This is a genomic window from Nocardia sp. NPDC057272 (assembly GCF_042668615.1).
GTDB lineage: Bacteria > Actinomycetota > Actinomycetes > Mycobacteriales > Mycobacteriaceae > Nocardia.
This window is the reverse complement of the sequence record NZ_JBHUYK010000012.1, coordinates 1-20,978: the sequence shown is the minus strand read 5'-3', so window position 1 is coordinate 20,978 and position 20,978 is coordinate 1. Positions and strand designations below refer to the sequence as shown.

The window sequence follows — 20,978 nt, the reverse complement described above, 5'->3', positions numbered from 1 at the left end:
ACCCTGCGCGCTGACTTCCTCCACCTCGAGCCGGATAACGCCCGGCTCGACGGTAGCGATTTCCGTGGGTCGGCCTCTTAACGCAAAGGACCCACATCTCATGACCACCGCAGCCGATGTCGACTCGCGGCATTCCGATCTCGACGACCAGCGCACCCTCAGCGTGAGCCCTCTGCGCTCGCCCGCCGAGGTCCGCATGGTCCACCAGATCACCGACGCCCTCGCCGACACCGTCCGTTCGGGCCGCAAGGCCACCGTCGACGTGCTCAACGGCGACGACGACCGCCTCATGGTGATCGTCGGCCCGTGCTCGGTGCACGACCCCGCCGCCGCGCTGGAATACGCCCGCAAGCTGGCCGAGAAGGCCGCCGAGCTGAGCGACCGGCTGCACATCGTGATGCGGGTGTACTTCGAGAAGCCGCGCACCACGCTGGGCTGGAAGGGTCTGATCAACGATCCCCACCTGGACGGCTCGTTCGACGTGAACACCGGCCTCGGCATCGGCCGCAAGGTGCTCGTCGACATCACCGCCCTCGGCCTGCCGGTCGCGTGTGAGTTCCTCGACCCGATCACCCCGCAGTACATCGCCGACCTGGTCTCCTACGGCGCGATCGGTGCCCGCACCGCCGCCAGCCAGGTACACCGGCAGCTGTCCTCGGCGCTGTCCATGCCGGTCGGCATCAAGAACGGCACCGACGGTGACGTGCAGGTCGCGGTCGACGGTGTGCGCGCCGCTGCCGCCAGCCACGTCTTCCCCGGCACCGACCTCGACGGCCGCTCCGCGCTGATCCGCACCTCGGGCAACCCCGACTGCCACGTCATCCTGCGCGGTGGCAGCAACGGCACCAACTTCGACGCCGCCTCCTGCGCCGAGGCCAAGCTGCGCCTGGAGAAGTCGTCGCTGGCTCAGCGCCTGGTTGTCGATGCCAGCCACGGCAACAGCAACAAGGACCACAACAAGCAGGTCGACGTCGTCACCGACATCGCCGACCGGATCGCCGCGGGCGAGCAGGGCGTGGTCGGCGTGATGCTGGAGTCGTTCCTCGTCGCGGGTCGCCAGGACCTGACTCTCGGCAAGGCAGGCGACCTGACCTACGGCCAGTCCATCACCGACGCGTGCATCGACTGGAACACCACCGCTACCCAGCTCGACCGTCTGGCCGACGCGGTGGCCACCCGCCGCGGGTAATACCGTCGATCGACTGTGCGGGCCTCGGATTCCGGGGCCCGCACTGCTGTGTCTACTGGTTCTGTACCGCGAGGCGTCCCGCGAGGGCGACGAAGGAGACACCGAACACCCGCCGCATCCACCGGACCACCACCGGTCGCGACAGCACATAGGTGCGCATCGCGGCGGCGACTGCCCCGTAGCCCGCGAACACCACGAACGTGGCCAGCATGAACAGTCCGCTGAGCTCGAGCATGCGGCCCAGCGCGTTCGGTGCGCCGGTCGGCACGAACTGCGGCAGGAACGCGAAGAAGAAGATCGTCAGCTTCGGGTTCAGGATATTGAGCAACACCGCCGAGGTGACGACCTGCCGCGCCGAGGGCTCCACCGCGGTGCGCTCCTCCGGAATCGCCAGTGCGCCCTTGTCCCGCAACGTATTCCACGCCATGTACAGCAGATACGCGACACCCAGGTACTTCAAGGTCTGGAACGCGACCGCGCTGGTGTTCAGCAGCGCGGCGAGCCCCGTGACCGCCGCGATCATGTGTGGAACGATCCCCAACGTGCACCCGAAGGCGGCGATCACGCTCGCCCTCGTCCCTCGGGAAAGCCCCGCCGCCAGGGTGAACAGGACGCCGGTACCCGGCGTGGCGACGATGACAAGCGTGGTCAACGCGAACTCGATGCTCATCTCCCGCAGGGTAACCAGCGATCGCGGATCGGGAAATACCCTTCCGGCAGACTGGTCGGTGATGAAGCTTCCCGAACTTCCTGACCTTCCGGTGCGGTCGGCGCTGGACCGGATCACCGCGACGCTGGCCGAGCGCGGTGTCGCGGTGCTGGTCGCGCCGCCCGGCACCGGCAAGACCACGTTGGTGCCGTTGGCGCTGGCAGCCGGGTCGGCGGGGCGGATCGTGGTGGCCGAGCCGCGGCGGTTGGCGGCGCGGGCGGCGGCGGCGCGAATGGCGGCATTGCTGGGGGAGCGGGTGGGAGAGACCGTGGGGTACGCGGTCCGCGGGGATCGGAAGGTCGGCGCGCGGACGCGGATCGAAGTGGTGACCTCGGGGTTGTTGGTGCGTCGGTTGCAGAGCGATCCGGAATTGGCGGGGGTCGGCACGGTGGTGCTCGACGAATGTCACGAGCGGCATCTGGACGCCGATCTGCTGTTGGCGCTGCTGCTCGACGCACGGTCGGGGTTGCGACCGGATCTGCGGGTGCTGGCAACGTCGGCGACAGTGGCCGCGGATCGTCTGGCACAGCTGCTCGGCGCCGGGGAGACCGGGCCCGGAGATTGGCGTGCCCCGGTTCTGGAAGTACACGGGCGGACCTATCCGGTCGAGGTCGACTACCTGCCCGCCCTGCCCCGCGAGCGGATCGAAGCGCAGGTCGCGCGGGCTGCCCGCACGGCGCTGGCCACCATCGACGGTGATGTGCTCGTCTTCCTGCCCGGTGTCGGCGAGATCAACCGCACGGCAGGACTGTTGCGCGAGCTCGACGGGGTCGACGTAGTCCCGCTGCACGGCAGACTCGCGGGCGCGGCCCAGGACCTCGCGCTCCGGCCGGGATCGCGGCGGCGAGTCGTCTTGTCCACCGCCGTAGCCGAATCCAGCCTCACTGTTCCCGGCGTGCGCGCTGTGGTCGACTCGGGCCTGTCCCGTGTCTCCCGTGTCGATCACCGGCGCGGGCTTTCCGGCCTTGCGACAGTGCGTGTTTCGGCAGCCGTGGCCGAGCAGCGCACGGGCCGGGCGGGCCGCGAAGCACCCGGCCACGCGTGGCGTTGCTGGCCCGAATACGAACACCAAACCCTGCCCGCCTATCCCGAACCCGAGATCCGCACCGCCGAACTCACCCGTCTCGCACTGGAATTGGCCTGCTGGGGCACCCCCGACGGCACCGGCCTCGCCTGGTGGGACGCACCGCCCGAAGGTGGCCTCGCGGCCGCCCGCACCGTTCTGCGCGCCCTCGGCGCCCTCGACGATGCCGACCACATCACCCCGCGCGGCAAGGCCATGGCCGACCTCGGCCTCCACCCCCGCCTCGCCCGCGCGCTCCTCGACGGCGCCGCCCGCGTCGGTGCGAAAGCCGCCGCGGAAATGGTCGTCCTGATGGACGACGACTCCCTCGCCGACACCGCCGACGCGGCGGCGGCCCTGCGTAGCCTCCGCATCGAACGCCCACCTCGCTGGACCCGCGAAGTCCAGCGGCTGACACGACTCGTCACGAACACATCGTCCGGCGACGATCCCGGCCAACCGCCTGCCGGCGGCGCACAGGCCGACGTCGCGCGTGGGGCGGGTCGGCGTGCGGGGTCGAGCTCCGGCGGGCCGCGGGTCGATGTCTCGTCCGGTGTATCGAACTCGGGCTCGGTGGCCGGTCGGCCGGGTGATGGTGACGAAAGTGCTGGTTCCGGAACGGATGTCGCGGCGCTGTTGATCGCGCTGGCGCAGCCGGAGCGGCTGGCTCGACGGCGGGCGAGCGGGTCGTCCACCTTTCTCATGGCGGGTGGTACCGCGGTGACGCTGCCGCCGGGGTCGGGGCTTGCGGCGGCGGAGTGGCTCGCGGTGGCGGTCGCCGATCGTGACCCCGGTCGGGCCGAGGGGCGAATTCGGTTGGCGGCCGTCGCCGATGAAGATCTCGCTCGGGAAGCCGCGCCGGGGTTGGTGGTCGTGGCCGATGAGGTGCGGTGGGATGGCGGTGATGTGGTGGCCCGGCGGGTGGAGCGATTGGGCGCGATCATCCTGTCGGAGAAGCCGTTACGTCAGCCACCGAAGGCACTGGTGGAACAGGCTGTGCGGCAAGGGCTTCAGGTGGAAGGCCTGGGCCTGCTGCGCTGGAGCGATGACGCGCGGAGCCTGCGCCAACGTCTCGACTTCCTGCACCGCACCCTCGGCGCGCCATGGCCCGCCGTCGACGACGACGCACTCCTCGCCGACCTCGACACCTGGCTCGGGCCCGAACTGTCCAGCGCCCGCCGCCGTGCCGACCTCGCCCGCGTCGACGCGGGCACCGCGCTGCGCCGCCTGCTCCCGTGGCCCGCCGCCGCACGCCTGGACGAATTGGCCCCCGAACGACTGGAAGTCCCCTCCGGCAGCCGCGTCCGCCTCGACTACTCCGCCGATCAGCCGATCCTCGCCGTCAAGGTCCAGGAGATCTTCGGCTGGACCGACCCGCCCATCCTCGCCGACGGCCGAGCCCCCCATCCTGCTGCACCTGCTGTCCCCAGCTCAGCGCCCCGTCGCCGTCACCGCCGACCTGGCCTCCTTCTGGAAGAACGGCTGGCCCCAGGTCCGCGCCGACCTACGCGGCCGCTACCCCAAACACGCCTGGCCCGAAGACCCCACCACGATCTCCGCGCACCGGGGAACGGCCCGCCGAGCCACCAACCGCCCGACCTGACCGTTCACCGCAGGGTTTCGCCGAGGCCGCCACTGCCGCCGGACGCGAGCCACGCGAGAGGGCTGCTTCGCCGCTGGGCGATCGATCACCAGGCATTGGCGCAAGCATTGCCCGGGTGGGGTTTCCGCGAATGGTGCTGTTGATCTTGATCGTCAAGAGAGCGGTGTGGCTCGGGCGGCCAGGAGGGTGTCGGTGGTGACCGTAGTGCACTGGTAGCCGGCGGCGGCGAGGCGTTCGGTGAGTTTCGCGGTGGGTGGGGTGGGGCTGTCGGTGGTGCCGTAGCCGTAGCAGAGCCAGATGCGGCCGCCGGGGGCGAGGCATTCGCGGATCGTCGACCAGGCGGCGGTGGCGGGGCCGGTCCAGAACAGGTTGACGTTGACGGCGAAGATCAGATCGAATCGCCGGCCGGGGTCGAGCTGGTCCAGTAGCCGGTCTGCCCTGACCTTTCCGATCTCACCATCGACCAGGCGGACGCGTCCGTCGGCGATCTCCGTGGCGCAGCGGCGCCCGGCCTGCGCGAGCGCGGTCGCCGAACGGTCGACGCCGACGATCCGGCCGCTTCCCAGCCGGGCCGCGATCCGTGTCAGCGAGGCGCCGGAACCCGGCCCCAACTCGAGCACATGCTCGCCCGCCCGCACGCCCATGGTGTCGGCGAACCAGTCGAACCGCGCGTCATCGGCCATCGGCGCCGACCTCGGTCGGCCACCCGTCGACCGGCACGGCGGGGTCGGTGGGCAGGCGCGCCGCGACCCATTCGTCGACCCGCGCTCCGCGCTGCACCCCGCCCGATCGAGCCACGCCCTCGTAGTGGAAGCCGTTGCGGCGGACGGCGGCGGCGGAGGCGATGTTGCCCACGATCGCGCGCCACATGATCCGGTCGAGAGCGAGACCGTCGGCGGCGAAACCGAAGTCGCAGACCAGGTTGATCGTCCGCGACATCAGCCCGCGCCCACGGTGCGCCGGGGTGAGCCAGAAGCCGATCTCGCAGGCGCCGGGCCCGCGCGTATGCAGGCCGACCATGCCCTCGACCCGGCCGTCCTCGGCGGTGCGGATCGCCCAGACCGGCGCGTTGTCCGCCCAGCCGGGGGCCACGACCCGGTCGAGGAATTCCTCGGTATCGGAGCGGTGGTACGGGACGGGGACCGTGGTCCAGCGCTGCACATCGGGGTCCTGACAGCACTCGACGATGCGGTCGATATCGGCCCCGGTCGGGCGGGTGAGCCAGACGGTTCCGTCGGTGAGCGTGTGCTCGTACATCCGGCCATCCTGACAGTCGACGCCGAAATTCTCGCCGGATTTTCACGGCCTGCCCGCACCGGGCGCGGGCGCGGGAAAGACGACGACCTGTCCGGTGGGGCCGGTCGCTTCGGCATCACCCCAGCTCTGCCCGACGACGTACAACCGAGGATCCCCGTCCCGGCTCAGCGTGCACGAGAACGCACCACGGTCGAGCCGGACCCGCGCCGACACCTCGCCGCCTTCCCGAACCCGCACGCAGTGCTGGTTGCCCACATCCGCGTACCAGATCTGCCCTTCGGTATCGAGGCAGATCCCGTCGGGGTGGTCACCCGGAGTCGCCGCCCACACCCGGCGATCGCTCAGCCCACCGTCGGCCGCGATGGCGTAAGCGGTGAGCTGATTCGCGTACGACTCGGCCACGATCAGCGTCGCGCCGTCCGGGGTGATCGCCATGCCGTTGGGAAAGGCGAGCCCGTCGGCGACCTGCCGCACCTCACCGGCAGGCGTGACGCGCGCGATGAAGCCGGGCGCGAACTCCCCGCCGGGGAAGTCGAAGCCGATGTTGTCGACGTAGGCGTTGCCCCGATCGTCGATGACGATGTCGTTCCACGGCTTGTCCGAGACCGGTGAGAGATCGGCGTAGGCCACCAGCGATCCGCCGGGGTCGCGGCGCAGGAGTCTGCGGGCCGCGGAGTCGACGATCACCAATCGCCCGTCGGGGAGAAAATCGATGCACATCGGAAACGACGGGATCTGGGCGACGACCTCGGGTCGGCGATCCTCGTCGAGGACGATCACCTGGTTCGCGCCCCAGTCCGAGAACCACAGTCGACCGTCGTGCCAGCGCGGTGACTCGCCGAACACGATTCCCTCCAGCACAACCTCGGGTGTAGTCACGCAGCGCCGTCCTTCGCGTAGGCAGTAGTAGTTGTACAGACGAGATGACGTGTGCGAAATCACCGGTGCCGACCCGTGGGGCGGAGCGCGAGTGGGTACTCCGTAGGATCTGACCCGATGGTTTCCCCGTTTCTCGCCGACCTGTTCGAATCGCATCGAACGCACTTGCTTTCGGTCGCCTACCGGCTCACCGGAAGCGTCGGCGACGCCGAGGACGCGGTGCAGGAGAGCTGGCTGCGGATGGCGGGGGTGCACCAGTCCGAGATCGACGATCTGCGTGCCTGGCTGACGACCGTGGTCAGCCGAATCTGCCTCGACCACTTGCGAAGCGCCGCCGTGCGCCGCGAAACCTATGTGGGGCAGTGGCTTCCGGAACCGATCGTCTCGGCGGCCTCGTCTTCGCGCACACCCGATCCCCTGGACGTGGTGGTGCGCGATCAGGACAGCCGGATGGCGGCGATGGTGGTGCTCGACGCGTTGACGCCGCAGCAGCGGGTGGCGCTGGTGCTCCACGAGGGATTGGGTGTGCCCTTCGACGAGATCGCCGAGGTCCTCGGCGTCTCCGCCGATGCCGCAAGACAATTGGCGGTCCGCGCGCGCCGGGCGGTGGCCAAGGCGCCGGAACCGGTCGCCGACGATGTGCACGATCGGGCGGTGCAGCGGTTCCTCGCCGCACTGGCCACCGGTGATGTCGCCGCGGTAGCCGCGACGCTGCATCCGGACACGACATTCACCGCCGACGCGGGCGGCACCACCAAGACCGCGCTGAATATTGTTGCCGGACAGGATAAGGTCGCCCGATTGGCGCTCGGCCTCTGGCGCAAGCATCAGGAAGAACCCGGCCTGGAATTGGGCGCGGCCACGGTGAACGGGCAATCAGGGCTGGTGCTCACCGATCCCAACTCCCCGTTCGGGCGACCGGTGCGGGTGCTCGCCTTCTCGGTTCGAGACGGAAAGATCTGGGCGGCTTACGATTTCGCCAACGTGACGAAACTGTCCGGCGCCCGCCTCCGCTGACCCCGCAGCACCGTCGAGGCGTGCGAGGTCAGCGGTTCACTTCACAGCGCTGAGCTGATCGGCGTAGCGATGCGGACCAGCGTGCATCGCGGACTTTCTACGGGTAAGTGGAGCCCCAGTTGTGATCGCCGGTCGACGACCCGAGGTTGAAGTCCCCCGTCGAGGAACCCATGTTGTTGTCCGGCGTCGCCGAACCGGTGAACCAGTCGACGATCGGACTGGCGACGTGATCGTGGATGAATCGCAGGGCCGAACCGGCTACCTCCGACGCAGCCGGTTGCAGGATGAAGTCGAGCAGAGGTGAGGCCATGTGAGCCCCTTTCGATATACCACCACGCAGTGGTGTGTGAGGTAGAACACGGCGAGGCTAGCTGAGGTTGGGGAAACGCACAATAGCGCAGGTCAAAGCAGTAAAACGTTTGTGAAACATGCGTGTTCGCTATCGCTGGGCAACGTCGGCGAATAGTGGGATACGCTGCGGAGATGCCGCCTGTGCCGCCCACCGTCGCCCGCCTGCGCCCCTTCGGATCGACCATCTTCGCCGAGATGACCGAACTGGCGGTCCGCCACGACGCGGTGAATCTGGGCCAGGGCTTTCCCGATACCGACGGACCCGCGCGCATGCTCGAGGTGGCCCGCGCGGCCATCGCCGACGGGCTCAACCAGTACCCGCCCGGCCGCGGGATGCCGGTGCTGCGTCGAGCGATCGCCGACGACCGCGCCCGCCGCTACGGCACCGCCTACGACCCGGCCACCGAAATTCTGGTGACCGTCGGCGCGACCGAGGCGATCAGCGCCGCCGTACTCGGTCTGGTGGAGCCCGGCCAGGAAGTGGTGCTGATCGAGCCGTATTACGACTCCTACGCCGCCGCGATCGCCCTCGCCGGCGCACAGCGACGAACGGCTCGCCTGGTGCCCGACGGCGACCGGTTCGTGCTCGACCTGGACAGTTTGCGTGCCGTGATCACACCGAAAACCCGCATGCTGATGGTCAATTCGCCGCACAACCCCACCGGAGCCGTACTCGACCGCGCCGACCTCACCGCGATCGCCGAGCTGGCTGTCGAACACGATCTGCTCGTGCTGACCGACGAGGTGTACGAGCATCTCGTCTACGACGGCGCCGAGCACATCAGCATCTCCACGCTGCCCGGGATGCGTGAGCGCACCGTCGTGGTGTCCAGCGCGGCGAAGACGTTCAATGTCACCGGGTGGAAGATCGGGTGGGCCTGTGCGCCCGCGCCGCTGCTCGACGGTGTGCTTGCGGCCAAGCAGTTCCTCACGTTCGTCGGCGGCGGGCCGTTCCAGCCTGCTGTCGCCCAGGCGATCGATGAGGAACTGGACTGGGTGCATGCCCAGCGGGACGGTCTGGCGGACAAGCGAACACGGCTCTCGGCGGCGTTGCGCGACACCGGGTTCACGGTCTCGGCCAGCGATGGCGGCTACTTCGTCTGCGCCGACATCCGGCCGCTCGGCGCGCAGGACGGGCTGACGTTCTGCCGTGAGCTACCGGCGCGACTCGGCGTTGCCGCCGTACCGGTCAGCGTCTTCGCCGATCACCCCGCTGACTGGAAACACCTGGTGCGCTTCACCTTCAGCAAGCGCGACGAGACGATCGACGAAGGGGTACGGCGGCTTCGGGCCGGAATGATGGTGCGCTGACAGCTGGCGCTGGGTCGCCGGTGCCGGTCAGTCGCGGGCGTGGCGGGCCAGCGGCGCGTGCCACTGGTAATGGCGGGCGAGCAGGCGAAAACCCACCGCGCCCGCAGCGGCGAGAAGTCCCGTCCAGGCCTGGTACAGGTCGAACGAGAGCAGTGCGGCGGTCGCGGCCGCGCCGAACAGGGCCGGGATCGCGTAGAGGTCCTGGTCCGGGCGCAGGACGGTGGGCACCTCGCCACTGAGCACATCGCGGATCACCCCGCCGCCGATGGCGGTCGTCATGCCGAGCAGGGCGGCGGTGGGTGCGCCGAGCCCGGCCGAGTCGGCGATCACGGTCCCGGTGACGCAGAACAGTCCGAGCCCGATCGCGTCGGCGATTTCGAGCGGTCCCTTGGTGAGCCGGCGCGATGGCGCGATGAAGTACAGGACCAGCGCGGTGACTATCGACGCGGACAGGTAGGTCAGGTCGGTGAACGCGGCCGGGGGAGTTCGCCCGATCAGCAGGTCACGCACGATGCCGCCGCCGAGCGCGGTCGCACACGCCAGCACCACCATCCCGAACAGATCGAGCCGCTTGCGCACCGCGACCAGCGCACCCGACGCGGCGAAGGAGATGACCCCCATCATCTCGCCGCCCCGATGCACCGCGTTCACGGCCGAGTCCAGCTCGCTGACCGAAGGCCCGGCCAACGCCGCCACCAGCACACCAACGCTCACCACGCAATCCTTCCGCCTCGCTACTCCGAAGCAGCGTGACACGCAGGCGCGCGGCGACGGCGACCGGCCCACACACTGGTGGCGATCCGATTCCGCGAGTGAACGCGACGGCGGCACGTTTCTCAGGCGGGGGTGGGGCGGGCCTTGTCGGTGGCGAGCAGGACGGCGATGGTGCCGAGAGCGGTGCCCATGAGGTAGCGCTGGGTGCGCAGCCACAGGGGGCGGGCGGTGAGGAAGGTGGCCAGGCCCGCGGCGCCGAGGACGATCATGGCGTTGACGGTGAGCGCGACCGTGATCTGGATGGCGCCCAGCGACAGGCTCTGCAACCAGAGGGCGCCGCGAGCGGGATCGACGAACTGGGGGATCAACGCCATGTACATGATCGCGATCTTCGGATTGAGCAGGTTGGTGGCCAACCCCATCGTGAACAGGCGCCGTGCGGGGTCGTGCGGCAGGTCGGCGGGCGCGAACACCGACACCCCACCCGGCCGGATCGCCTGCCAGGCCAGCCACAGCAGATACGCCGCACCCGCCAGCTTCACCGCCAGATACAACCCGGGAACAACAGCGAACACCGCAGTGATCCCCGCCGCGGCCGCCATCAGGTACACACCGAAGCCCGCCGCGACCCCCATCAGCGAGATCATCCCCGCCCGGCGGCCCTGCGCGACGGTGCGCGAGACCAGATACATCATGTTCGGTCCCGGCGTCAGCACCATGCCGAGCGCCGCCGCCGCCACCCCGAGAACCGCCGTTGTCTGAAGCATGCACCGAGTTTGCCCCGGTCAGGAACGCCTTGTCGCGGTCCAGTCGACACCTGCTGGACCGGCCGACCATCGCTGTCCCTGTTTGTCCGCCCAGGTCATGTCGGTCCTGGTCCGTACAATCGACAAAAGCCACGTTTCCTCACCCGGGATCCGGGGTTCCCTCCCGAGTGAAACGCCGCACCCGACGAGCCCACCTACGGACTCCCAACTCGCCCACCACGTTTTCGGCCGCCCCGGATCCGAGGGGCGAGACGTAACGGCGAAGCCGGAGTATCGCCCCTCGGATCCGGGGTTACGAGGCCGAAAACCCGCGGCGCCCGCCGCCGACAATCACAGGAGCAACGTGTGACCGACGGTCCGCTGATCGTGCAAAGTGACAAGACTCTGCTGCTCGAGGTCGACCACGAGCTGGCAGGTAACGCCCGGCAGGCCATTGCCCCGTTCGCGGAGCTGGAACGCGCCCCCGAGCATGTGCACACCTATCGGATCACGCCGCTGGCGCTCTGGAATGCCCGCGCGGCAGGCCACGATGCCGAGCAGGTCGTCGACGCGCTGGTGAACTTCTCGCGGTACGCCGTGCCGCAGCCGCTGCTGGTCGACATCGTCGACACGATGGGCCGCTACGGCCGGTTGCAGCTGGTCAAACATCCCGCGCACGGGTTGTGCCTGGTCAGCTTGGATCGCGCGGTCCTCGCGGAAGTACTGCGGCACAAGAAGATCGCGCCCATGCTCGGCGCCCGCATCGACGACGACACCGTGATCGTGCACCCCTCCGAGCGCGGCCACATCAAGCAGATGCTGTTGAAGATCGGCTGGCCCGCGGAGGACCTGGCCGGTTATGTCGACGGCGAGGCGCACGACATCGGCCTCGACTACACCGAGGGCAAGTGGCACCTGCGCGACTACCAGGAGATGGCCGCCGATTCGTTCTGGGCGGGCGGTTCCGGTGTGGTCGTGCTGCCGTGTGGCGCGGGCAAGACGATGGTCGGCGCGGCCGCGATGGCCAAGGCCAAGGCGACGACGTTGATCCTGGTCACCAATACCGTGGCGGGCAGGCAGTGGCGGCGCGAGCTGCTGGCGCGGACCACCCTCACCGAGGAGGAGATCGGTGAGTACTCCGGCGAGCGCAAGGAGATCCGCCCGGTCACCATCGCCACCTATCAGGTCATCACGCGCAAGTCGAAGGGCGAGTACAAGCACCTCGAGCTGTTCGACAGCCGCGACTGGGGCCTGGTGATCTACGACGAGGTGCACCTGCTGCCCGCGCCGGTCTTCCGGATGACCGCCGACCTCCAGTCGCGCCGCAGGCTCGGTCTCACCGCCACGCTCGTGCGTGAGGACGGTCGCGAGGGCGATGTGTTCTCGCTGATCGGCCCGAAGCGCTACGACGCGCCGTGGAAGGACATCGAGGCGCAGGGCTGGATCGCGCCTGCCGACTGCGTCGAGGTGCGGGTGACGCTCACCGACGCGGAGCGGATGGCCTACGCCACCGCCGAGCCGGAGGAACGCTACAAGCTGTGTTCCACCGCGCGCACCAAGATCCCGGTGGTCGAGTCCATCCTGGCCCGGCACCCGGGTGCGCCGACCCTGGTGATCGGCGCCTACCTGGATCAGCTCGACGAGCTCGGTGTCGACCTGAACGCCCCGGTCATCACCGGTGCCACCAAGAACAGGGAACGTGAGGCGCTGTTCGACGCCTTCCGCTCCGGTGAGATCCCCGTGCTGGTGGTGAGCAAGGTCGCCAACTTCTCCATCGATCTGCCGGAAGCCTCGGTGGCGGTGCAGGTTTCGGGCACCTTCGGTTCCCGGCAGGAAGAGGCCCAGCGCCTCGGCCGGCTGTTGCGGCCGAAACAGGATGGGGGACAGGCGCATTTCTATTCGGTGGTCGCGCGCGACACGCTCGACGCCGAATACGCCGCGCACCGGCAGCGCTTCCTGGCCGAGCAGGGCTATGCCTACCGCATTGTCGATGCCGACGACCTGCTCGGTCCGCCGATCGGGGACGGCGTGTAGCACTGTTCGCCAGGTCAAAGGGGGGTAGCGTGCGGTGTGTGAACCCCTCGGCAGATAAGTGGAGGCAATTCCTCCGCAACTTGTGCTAGGAAGGAAGGCGTGCGCCGCTTCGAATTCGTGGTCGACCGTGAACACGCTCATGCGGTGAACGAGACGTTCACCGGATTACGCAGGTTGCGCCTGGTGGCCCTGCTGGTCGCCGGTCTCGCCATCGCGGCCACGGCGGCGCTGGTGTGGAGCGGACAGGCGTGGGGATTTCTGCTCGCGGTGGTGTGCGTGCTCATCGCGGGCATCGCGCTGTGGGTGGCGTTGTGGACGCCGCATCGCTCCAGCATCGAAAAGCTCTACCACGACGGGGTGCTCGTCCCCGCTGTCGTCAGCGATGCCGAGCCGGGCGCGATCGTCTTGCTCGCCCTGGTCGATATCGCCGAACCCGCTGCGCCGGAGCGCAGTTGGGCCCTGATCACCCGCAAGGTGCGCACGCTGCCCGGACACACGCCGCAGCGCGGTGAGCGGGTGCCCGCCGTCGCGGTGCGCACCGACCGTGCTCCGCGTCAGGTCGGCGAACGCTGGCAGCTGGTCACCGCCATGCCGATCGCCTGGGGCACGCGCGACGACGCGGTGATCGAGCGCGCGTGCGACGCCATCAACGAGGTCGAATGGCGGCTGCTCGCACAGAACCTGGCACTGGCATCGCGGGTGAAACGCACCGCGACCAAGCGCCTGCTGCTCGACCCACAGCACCTGCCCTCCGACCTGGGCTAGGGGCGCACCTGCGACGATGGTTCGGTTCGTGCGATCCGGTCGACGAAAGGTGTCCTCGACATGCGCTGGTCGGCCGGGTTGTGCGTGGTGTTCGCGCTGGTGGCGCTGGGAGTTCCTCCGGTAGCGGCGGATTCGGCCTTGATCGGGGCTCCGGGACTGGGTGATCCGTACTATCCGCTGGACGGGAACGGCGGCTACGACGTCACCCACTACGACGTGTCGATCGACTACGAACCCGGTGCTCACCACCTGCGCGGCACGGCCAGCATCGACGGCCGCGTCACCCAGCCGCTGACACAGTTCAACCTCGACTACAGCGGACCCGAGGTGCTGATGGTGACCGTCAACGGTCAGCCCGCGGGGTTCGCCCATGACGGTGAGCACGAGCTCGTGGTCACACCACTGCTACCGCTGCCGCCGGGGCTGCCGATGCGGGTCATCGTCGACTACGCCGGCGCGGCCGCCGACACCGAGGGCGAAGGCTGGACGCACGCGCCCAACGGTGGTGCATTCGCCGTCGGCGAGCCGCACAGCGCGAGCACCTGGTACCCGCTCAACGACACCCCCTTGGACAAGGCGACTTTCACGCTGCACGCCACGGTGCCCGCCGACTGGGAGATCATGTCGATCGGCGACCGCACCGAGCACGTGGTGCGCGACGGCCGGTTGCACACCACGTGGGAGACCCGACAGCCCACGATCGGCTATCTGACCACGGTCGCGGTGGACCACTTCACCTTCCTCGAACAGCGGCGCGCGAACGGCACCGCGGTGCTGAGCGCATTCGCGCCGGAATCCGGCGACAATCGCGAAGACGAGCAGCGGCTGCCCGAGATCCTCGACTTCCTCGAAAGTCTGTACGGTCCTTACCCGTTCGATGTGGCCGGTGGGATCTATGTGGATACCGAGCTGCCGTTCTCGCTGGAGACCCAGACCCGGCCGACCTACGCGCCGTGGACCGATCTGAACACCGTGGTGCACGAGCTGGCCCATCAATGGTGGGGCGACACCATGTCGGTGCGGCAATGGTCCGACATCTGTCTCAACGAATGCTTCGCCAGCTATACCGCCGATTACCTGTGGCCGGAGCGGATCGACCAGGCCGACGTGGACACCGAGTATCGCGAGACCATCGCGAAATACCTGGACGATTCCAAGTTCTGGAAGATCGCGCTGGCCGCGCCGGGCGCGGGCGACGAATTCACGTCCGTCTACTATCGCGGGCCGCTGTTCCTGCACGCCCTTCGCAAGTTGCTCGGTGAGGACGTGTTCTTCGCCGCGATCAAGGATTTCGTGAACGCGCATCGCGACGGCCACGCCTCGATGCCGGAGTTCCGCGAGTTCCTGCAGAGCCGGACCTCGATGCCGCTGGGCGAGTTCCTGGCCGAATGGCTGGACGGGACGAGACCACCGCGCGACGCGTTCCTCTACCCGGGCACCCTGCATCCCTAGTCGTCGGTGAGCCGAGCACGGGCGCGCTCGACCCAGCGTTGCATGCGATCGAATTGACTGCGCGCAGCCGTGAATTCGCCGCGCGCTCGATGTTCGGCGGTGTGGGCGAAGTGGCGTTGCTGCTCCGCGTGCTCGAGTTCGGCGCGGAGGTCGGCGATGCGGGTTTCGATCTCGTCGAGGTCAGACTTCGCCCGCGCGGCAGCGGCCTCGGCCTCATCGCGATCGGTGCGGGCGGCTGCCAGACCGGATTCGGCGTCGTCGAGTTCCTGCTGGGCCTGCGCGCGACGCTCGGCTTCGGTGTCCTTCGGTGCGGTGCGGGGTGTGCTCGCGCGCTTGGGGGTGGCCTTGCCGCCGGTGATCGCGACCAGACCGGCCGGGCCGAAGCCGTCATAGGTGACCGTGGTGGGCAGCACTCCGGCGCGAACCAGATCGGCGACATCGGGGTCGGCCAGCGCCGCGGTGAGAGTTTGACCGACCTCGCGCAGCACCTGCTCACTCGCCGGGCGATCGTGCTCGGCGGCCAGTTCGGCGGCGCGCTTGGTCATCGCGTTCACGACCTGTTGACGCTGGGTGCCCAGCGCGCGCAGCTTGTCGGCGGAGAGCTGACGCTGGGCCGACCGCAGGGCGTCGCCCAGATCGAGCAGGGCGGCGATCTCCTGCGGTGCGTGCCGGGCCAGCAGGTTGACCGTCCAGGCCGCGACCGTGGGTTTGCGCAGGGCGGTGATGGCCTTGGCCAGGTCGCGGTCACCGTCGGCGCGGGCCTGGGCGGCGCGTTCGGCGCGGGTCGACACGAAGTCGCCGGGGTCGAGGGTGTACAGCTCGCCTGCGACGTCGTCGAGGGTCATCTTTGTGATGGTAGACAGGTTGCGCTAGGGGGGAGCGCGGGCGCGGGGCACTTGGGTATCGTCACCGGCGGTTGTGTTCACCCTGAACCGTTCGGTGAGTGAGGTTTTCAGTGATTTTCCCGGAGAAGCGGCTGTTGGCGCGGATCGTGCTCGGGCCGGTGGCCGCGATGGCCCTGGTCGGAGCGGTGGTTTCGTGCTCCTCCGATGATTCGTCGTCGGCCGGTGCTGTCGCGGTGGGGTCGTGCGTGGAGGTCAGTGACAACGCTGCCGACGCGATGAAGGCGACGGTCGGTGACTGCTCGTCGGCGAAGTCGAACTACCGGATCGTGAAGGTCGGGGCGGACTGCGCCGCCGACAACGCCGCGTTCAACGGCACGGTCGGGGACGCGAAGAGCACGCTGTGCTTGGCGCCGAATTTCGCCGAGGGCAGCTGCTACGCGGAGGCGGGGAAGCGGCCCGCGGAGTCGGTCGACTGTACGGCGGCCGAGGCTTCGTTCAAGGTGGTCAAGCGGATCGACGGGCAGACCGACGAACTGCTGTGTGGCGCGGACGCCACGCAGTTCCGGACGGTTCCCGACCCGAAGACGACCTTCTGCATGGCCAAGCCCTAATCGAGCAGGGCCACCGACGCGATGCGGTGGAGGGTGAAATGGCGGGTTGCCCCGCTCACCGGGTCCACCGCGTCCAGTTGGCCGTTGCCGACCCGCAGCGGCTCGACCACCCGCTGGGTGGCCACGCCCTGGGCGTCCACGTAGCCGATGTTCACCGGGCGGCCGACTCTCGCCGCCAGCTGGAGCAGCGCGAGGGTGGCCGCGGTGCCGGTGCGGGTGCCGTCGGTGCGCACCGAGCGACCGGTGCGGGCACCCGCGGCGCGTTCGCCCGCGCGGAGTTCGGTGACCAGCTGGGAGAGCTGGTCGTCGTTCGGCGGGGTGGGGCGGTAGGGCCTGCGGGCCAGCGGACGGACCGAAATCCGCGCGCCGCGAGGACGCAGGTCGACGATGGCGCCGCCGGAATCCTCGCCCGCGGGGGCGAAGCCCGCTTTGCGGAGCTGGTCGAGCATCTCGGCCAGGGGCGCCAGCGCAATCGCCACGGTGGGGGCGATAGCGCGCAGCGCCAGGGTTTCGGCCACGGGAGCGGCGAGGACCTGGGCCAGCAGCGCCGGGTCGTCGCTGCGCAGGAACGACTGGGCCATGCCGACCCGGAGCTGGCCGTGGCGGCGGGCCACGTCGTCGATGAGGTAGGTCAGCGACTGTGGCACGGGGGTGCGGGAGTGGGTGGCGAACAACGCGTGCAGTTCGGCGGCGGTGAGGCCGGCGTCGAGCGCGCGGCGGACCGTCGCGTCGCTGACCCGGTACACCGTTGCCGCGCCCGCTGATTCGACATCGGCGACCAGGCCGATCTTGGCGCGCAGTTCCGATACCAGCGGGCCGGGGGCGATCACCGTGAGGTCGGCTTGGACCAGGACATGGTCGACCGGTTTCGGCAGCGCCGCGGCCATTTCCGATTCGGCGTCGGCGACAGAACCGTGCAGCAGGGCCCGGCCCGCCGAGTCGAGGGCACCACGGCCGAGCAGGCCGACGACCGCCGCCTCGGCGAGGGTCGCGGTGACGGCATCGAGGCGGAAGTGCCTGCGCCGACGCGGCATTCGCCAAGCCAGCAGTTTGCCGATATCGGCGGGAGTCACCGCGGTGCCGGTCGGATACTCGGCGAGCAGGCCGAGGATCGCCGCACGATCGCGCACCGCGTGGGGCACGCGCAGCTCCGCCGACAGGGCCGCGATCGGCTTGTCCGCGGCATCGCGCAGGCCGATCATCCACGGCATCCGATCCAGCTCCAGCCACGCCTGCGCGAGTGTCACCCAGCGGGTCGCGGGCGGGGCGTCGAGCCAGGAATCCGCGGCGGGCGTCGGGGCCCAGAAGTCGTCGGTGGAGTCGAGGTCGGGGGTCGGTTCGGGCAGGCCCTTCTCGACGAGTTTCGCGGCGGCCAGCAATTCGAGCAGCAGGCCGGTGCGTTGTTCGTCGATGCCGGTCTGCTTGGCCAGCCTGCGCAGTTCGCGCACGCCGAGTCCGCCCGCGCGCAGGGCGGGGGCGGGCAGCGCGCCGAGCGCGTCGATCAGGTCGCCCGCGTCGCGCAGCAGTTCGCCGACCTCCCCCGCGCCGACCGCGTTCACCTCGGTGGCGGCGTTCTTGACGAGGGCGGGTTTGGGCGGGGCGAGCGCGTGCGGGTCGGTGACGGGTTCGCCGCGCAGGATCTGGCCCACGGTGACGGGCAACTCCACGGTCTCGTCGTCGATCCGATGCAGCAGCCGGGCGGCGAGCAGGCGCGGCACGGGCCGGTCGGGATCGGTGCCGGGGGCGGCGTCCCTGGTACGGCCTCGGGGCCCGGTGGTGGCGAGTTTGTCCAGCAGCGCGCGTTCGGGCGGGCTCACCCTGGCCAGCGCGGCCGATACCTCGGGCTCGGTGAGCGCGTCGGGGAGCGCTGTCGTCGCGCCCAGCGGCCAGGGCAGGGCTTCGGCGGCGCTGGGTGTCAGGTCGAGGTGGTCGCCGACCTGCCACACGAGGGCGCGGTCGAGCAGGCGGGTCAGCGCGGCGGTGAACGCGGTCTTGGTGACGCGATCCTTGAGCTGCGCGTGCAGGGTGGTGCGAGTCAGCGGCGTGAGTTCGGCGCCGATCGTGCGGGCGTCCTCATTGGCCGTCAGCGCCTCGATGATCGCGAACTCGAGGGTGTCCAGATCGTCGGCGGCACGCAACACCGATGCGCGCTGCTGAGCGCGCACGGCGAGCACCGACATCGACGCGGGCAGCGGTACCGCCAGGTCCGGCCGCAACTGCAGCAATTTCACCAGCTGGGCATCGGTGCGCGCACCGAGCCAATCGGCGAGAGAGTCTGTCGCGATCACCGATCGAGCCTACGTGGTTGGGTATGCCAGAATGAGCCGGTGGTGAACAAATCGAAGAAACCCTACGTCGACAACGGCTGGCCCGAGGTGGCCGACGGCGAGCACGCCGTGACCGAACTGTCGTCGACCCGCGCCGGTAATCTCTCGCCTTTCGGTGAGGACACCGAGTTTCCCGTCCCGGCCGCGACGCTGCCGTACGTACACCCTCAGACCACCATCAACCGGGTGTAATTCGGACGAGAAAAACAAGAGCCCGCATCCTCGAGGATGCGGGCTCTTGTTGTGTATGCGGGCGATCAGGAGGGCAGCAGACCCTTGTTCGCCTGGAAGAAGTCGATCACGGCCGGGTCCAGCTGAGAACCCTTGGCGGAGTTGACGAAGTCGAGAGCCTGCTGCGGCACGGCGATGCCCTGCTGCTGCACGACGGTGAGTGCGCGGTCGACGGCCGAGAACACTTCCTGGCTCGGATCCTGGACCTGCGGCACGTTGACCTGCGGAGCCCAGCTCGGCGCCGAGGGAGCGACACGCTCGGACGGTCCGCTGCTCAGACCCAGCTGCGAGGAGCAGGACGGCCAAGCGCCCCAACCCTGGGAAGCGAGAACCTTTTCGGCGACCACGATCTGCTGTTCGCGGGTGGCCTGGTTGGCGGAGGCGGCGTACTCGCCACCGCCGTGTGCGGTCCAGGTGGAGGGCGAGAACTGCAGCCCACCCTGAAAACCGTTGCCGGTGTTGATGCCCCAGTTGCCGCCGGCTTCACACTGTGCGAGGCGATCCCAGTCGGAGTCAGGGGCCGCGCTGGCGTTTCCTGCGAGGGCAGCGGCTGCGGTGCCGAAGATCGCGCCGGTGACGGCGACCTTGGCAGCAGTGCGCCCGGTGGAAGTCGGCTTGCGGTGGCGTCCACTCATATCGGGTTTCTTCCTCTCGTTCGCACCTGCATGTGGCCCGGACTGAGAGGTCTCCCGGTCCGCCCTCATCCCTTGTTTCCAATCGGGGTCCGGTACCCGCGGGGTGAGGTTCGGTGCGGCGGGCCGGTGGTTCCGGGGGTTACCCCGGCTGAGAGAAACGGTACGACGGTCAGCGGCGAATGTCACTATTTGGTAACCGGCGGGTCCCGGTGGGTCTCGGGGTCGTCTCAGGGTGATCCCTGATGTGTCCGCGCAGGTAGTCGCGGTGCCGAATGTGCGCGACAGCTGTGCGCTCACTTCGTGACCGCGCCGTTATGTGACGAAGGTCACATGTTTGGCTGGATGACATTCGGTGGGGTATTCGGTTGACGCGTCAACGCGCGCGTCGGCCCGACCACAGCGCGAAAACCAGCGCGAGCAGGAAGCCGACGGGTGCGAGCATCGCCAGGCCGTAGAGCCACAGCCCCGGATCGCTGTCGGACACGATCGGCGTCACGAAGATCGCGACCACCGCCAGAATTCCGATACCGAACAGGACGAGGGCCACGTGCAGCAGGCGATCGCCGGAGCGTCGCGGACCGGGCGAGGCCGGATCTGGTGAGTTCGTCACCGATGAACCGTAAAACTGATGTGCTCGCGATATAGCCACCGGGGTAGACTCGCAGCACATCGCGTCCCGCCTTGTTGGGGGGCGCGTTCTTTTCGCGACAAGCAAGATTGTGTAACCCGGGCCACAAGGGTTCGGGTGCCGAATGATGAACGGGTGAGCGCAGTGCCGACCGGCCGGGTGAAGTGGTACGACGTCGAGAAGGGCTTCGGCTTCCTGTCTCAAGACGAGGGCGAGGACGTCTATGTCCGCTCGTCCGCGCTGCCCGAGGGCGTCGAGGGACTCAAGCCCGGACAGCGTGTCGAATTCGGCATGGCCGCCGGTCGCCGTGGGCCGCAGGCGCTCAGCGTGACGGTGCTCGAGGCGCCGCCGACCGTCGCCCGCGATCGTGACCGTGGGCAGGCGCCCGCGCGCAAGGACGCCGGGCCGCGCAAGTCGCCCGACGAACTGCACGGCCTGGTCGAGGACATGATCACGCTGCTGGAGAGCACTGTGCAGCCGGATCTGCGGCGGGGCAAGTACCCGGATCGCAAGATGTCCCAGCGTATTTCCGAGGTCGTGCGGGCCGTGGCTCGCGAACTCGATCACTGAGGTTTTCGCGCGACCGGCCCCGAACGAATGTCGTTCGGGGC

Annotated in this window: 20 protein-coding genes and 1 pseudogene; 10 read left to right on the top strand and 11 right to left on the bottom strand. The window is 69.2% G+C overall.

The window, feature by feature from the left end:
* Window positions 1-100: 100 nt before the first annotated feature.
* Window positions 101-1,189: a 3-deoxy-7-phosphoheptulonate synthase gene (locus tag ACFULV_RS17845; RefSeq protein ID WP_378631921.1), complete on the top strand. Its 1,089-nt coding sequence runs from the start codon at window positions 101-103 to the stop codon at window positions 1,187-1,189.
* 52 nt (window positions 1,190-1,241) lie between these two features.
* Here ACFULV_RS17845 and ACFULV_RS17840 read toward each other — a convergent pair whose 3' ends face one another.
* Entirely contained in the window at window positions 1,242-1,859 is a 618-nt protein-coding gene (locus ACFULV_RS17840) for a LysE family translocator (protein ID WP_378631923.1), read from the bottom strand.
* Between the two features lie 61 nt (window positions 1,860-1,920).
* Between ACFULV_RS17840 and ACFULV_RS17835 the strand changes: the two are divergent.
* Window positions 1,921-4,564, top strand: a pseudogene (locus tag ACFULV_RS17835) (ATP-dependent RNA helicase).
* 152 nt (window positions 4,565-4,716) lie between these two features.
* Here the strand turns inward: ACFULV_RS17835 and ACFULV_RS17830 are convergent.
* Genes ACFULV_RS17830 through ACFULV_RS17820 form a run of 3 tightly spaced genes read right to left on the bottom strand, consistent with a single transcriptional unit; the run spans window position 4,717 to window position 6,700 of the window.
* Window positions 4,717-5,247, bottom strand: a complete 531-nt coding sequence (locus ACFULV_RS17830) for a class I SAM-dependent methyltransferase (RefSeq protein WP_378657943.1) — start codon at window positions 5,245-5,247, stop codon at window positions 4,717-4,719.
* Complete coding sequence (locus tag ACFULV_RS17825) at window positions 5,237-5,821, bottom strand: GNAT family N-acetyltransferase (protein ID WP_378657940.1); 585 nt, start codon at window positions 5,819-5,821, stop codon at window positions 5,237-5,239. The genes ACFULV_RS17830 and ACFULV_RS17825 overlap by 11 nt, the downstream gene beginning before the upstream one ends.
* A gap of 42 nt (window positions 5,822-5,863) precedes the next feature.
* The gene (locus tag ACFULV_RS17820) at window positions 5,864-6,700 is read right to left on the bottom strand and encodes an SMP-30/gluconolactonase/LRE family protein (RefSeq protein WP_378657937.1); all 837 of its coding nucleotides are present in this window, start codon (window positions 6,698-6,700) and stop codon (window positions 5,864-5,866) included.
* A 117-nt stretch (window positions 6,701-6,817) separates the two neighbouring features.
* Between ACFULV_RS17820 and sigJ the strand changes: the two genes are divergently transcribed.
* Complete coding sequence (sigJ, locus tag ACFULV_RS17815; protein ID WP_378657935.1) at window positions 6,818-7,717, top strand: RNA polymerase sigma factor SigJ; 900 nt, start codon at window positions 6,818-6,820, stop codon at window positions 7,715-7,717.
* A 97-nt stretch (window positions 7,718-7,814) separates the two neighbouring features.
* On the opposite strand, the gene ACFULV_RS17810 is transcribed toward sigJ, so the two are convergent.
* Complete coding sequence (locus ACFULV_RS17810; protein ID WP_056818652.1) at window positions 7,815-8,027, bottom strand: hypothetical protein; 213 nt, start codon at window positions 8,025-8,027, stop codon at window positions 7,815-7,817.
* A gap of 173 nt (window positions 8,028-8,200) precedes the next feature.
* Between ACFULV_RS17810 and ACFULV_RS17805 the strand changes: the two genes are divergently transcribed.
* Window positions 8,201-9,379, top strand: coding sequence for a pyridoxal phosphate-dependent aminotransferase (locus ACFULV_RS17805; protein WP_378657933.1), 1,179 nt, complete (start codon window positions 8,201-8,203; stop codon window positions 9,377-9,379).
* 27 nt (window positions 9,380-9,406) lie between these two features.
* Here ACFULV_RS17805 and ACFULV_RS17800 read toward each other — a convergent pair whose 3' ends face one another.
* Together ACFULV_RS17800 and ACFULV_RS17795 are read right to left on the bottom strand one after the other, a co-directional pair.
* Window positions 9,407-10,003 (bottom strand): trimeric intracellular cation channel family protein, encoded by a 597-nt coding sequence (locus ACFULV_RS17800; RefSeq protein ID WP_378658200.1) that lies wholly within the window; start codon window positions 10,001-10,003, stop codon window positions 9,407-9,409.
* 212 nt (window positions 10,004-10,215) lie between these two features.
* Entirely contained in the window at window positions 10,216-10,860 is a 645-nt protein-coding gene (locus tag ACFULV_RS17795) for a LysE family translocator (RefSeq protein ID WP_378657931.1), read from the bottom strand.
* Between the two features lie 345 nt (window positions 10,861-11,205).
* On the opposite strand from ACFULV_RS17795, the gene ACFULV_RS17790 reads away from it, so the two are divergent.
* The 3 genes from ACFULV_RS17790 to ACFULV_RS17780 all read left to right on the top strand — a co-directional run bounded on the left by ACFULV_RS17790 (window position 11,206) and on the right by ACFULV_RS17780 (window position 15,090).
* Window positions 11,206-12,873 carry a DNA repair helicase XPB gene (locus ACFULV_RS17790; protein ID WP_101464529.1) on the top strand — a complete coding sequence of 556 codons (1,668 nt, stop codon included), beginning with the start codon at window positions 11,206-11,208 and terminating at the stop codon, window positions 12,871-12,873.
* A gap of 99 nt (window positions 12,874-12,972) precedes the next feature.
* Entirely contained in the window at window positions 12,973-13,638 is a 666-nt protein-coding gene (locus ACFULV_RS17785; RefSeq protein ID WP_378631943.1) for a DUF3239 domain-containing protein, read from the top strand.
* Between the two features lie 60 nt (window positions 13,639-13,698).
* Complete coding sequence (locus tag ACFULV_RS17780; RefSeq protein ID WP_378657929.1) at window positions 13,699-15,090, top strand: M1 family metallopeptidase; 1,392 nt, start codon at window positions 13,699-13,701, stop codon at window positions 15,088-15,090.
* On the opposite strand, the gene ACFULV_RS17775 is transcribed toward ACFULV_RS17780, so the two are convergent.
* Entirely contained in the window at window positions 15,087-15,935 is an 849-nt protein-coding gene (locus tag ACFULV_RS17775) for a hypothetical protein (protein ID WP_378657926.1), read from the bottom strand. The two genes, ACFULV_RS17780 and ACFULV_RS17775, sit on opposite strands and share 4 nt — an antisense overlap.
* Before the next feature lie 98 nt (window positions 15,936-16,033).
* Between ACFULV_RS17775 and ACFULV_RS17770 the strand changes: the two genes are divergently transcribed.
* The gene (locus tag ACFULV_RS17770; RefSeq protein ID WP_378657923.1) at window positions 16,034-16,546 is read left to right on the top strand and encodes a hypothetical protein; all 513 of its coding nucleotides are present in this window, start codon (window positions 16,034-16,036) and stop codon (window positions 16,544-16,546) included.
* On the opposite strand, the gene ACFULV_RS17765 is transcribed toward ACFULV_RS17770, so the two are convergent.
* On the bottom strand, window positions 16,543-18,834 hold the full coding sequence (locus ACFULV_RS17765; RefSeq protein WP_378657921.1) for a helicase-associated domain-containing protein: 2,292 nt from the start codon (window positions 18,832-18,834) through the stop codon (window positions 16,543-16,545). The genes ACFULV_RS17770 and ACFULV_RS17765 overlap by 4 nt on opposite strands.
* 39 nt (window positions 18,835-18,873) lie before the next feature.
* On the opposite strand from ACFULV_RS17765, the gene ACFULV_RS17760 reads away from it, so the two are divergent.
* Window positions 18,874-19,065 carry a hypothetical protein gene (locus ACFULV_RS17760; protein WP_056818634.1) on the top strand — a complete coding sequence of 64 codons (192 nt, stop codon included), beginning with the start codon at window positions 18,874-18,876 and terminating at the stop codon, window positions 19,063-19,065.
* A gap of 65 nt (window positions 19,066-19,130) precedes the next feature.
* On the opposite strand, the gene ACFULV_RS17755 is transcribed toward ACFULV_RS17760, so the two are convergent.
* The gene (locus ACFULV_RS17755) at window positions 19,131-19,739 is read right to left on the bottom strand and encodes a transglycosylase family protein (protein WP_378631954.1); all 609 of its coding nucleotides are present in this window, start codon (window positions 19,737-19,739) and stop codon (window positions 19,131-19,133) included.
* A gap of 373 nt (window positions 19,740-20,112) precedes the next feature.
* Complete coding sequence (locus ACFULV_RS17750; protein WP_378657918.1) at window positions 20,113-20,349, bottom strand: hypothetical protein; 237 nt, start codon at window positions 20,347-20,349, stop codon at window positions 20,113-20,115.
* 162 nt (window positions 20,350-20,511) lie between these two features.
* On the opposite strand from ACFULV_RS17750, the gene ACFULV_RS17745 reads away from it, so the two are divergent.
* A complete protein-coding gene (locus tag ACFULV_RS17745) occupies window positions 20,512-20,937 on the top strand; it encodes a cold-shock protein (RefSeq protein ID WP_358071059.1) in 426 nt (141 codons plus the stop codon).
* Window positions 20,938-20,978 lie beyond the last annotated feature (41 nt).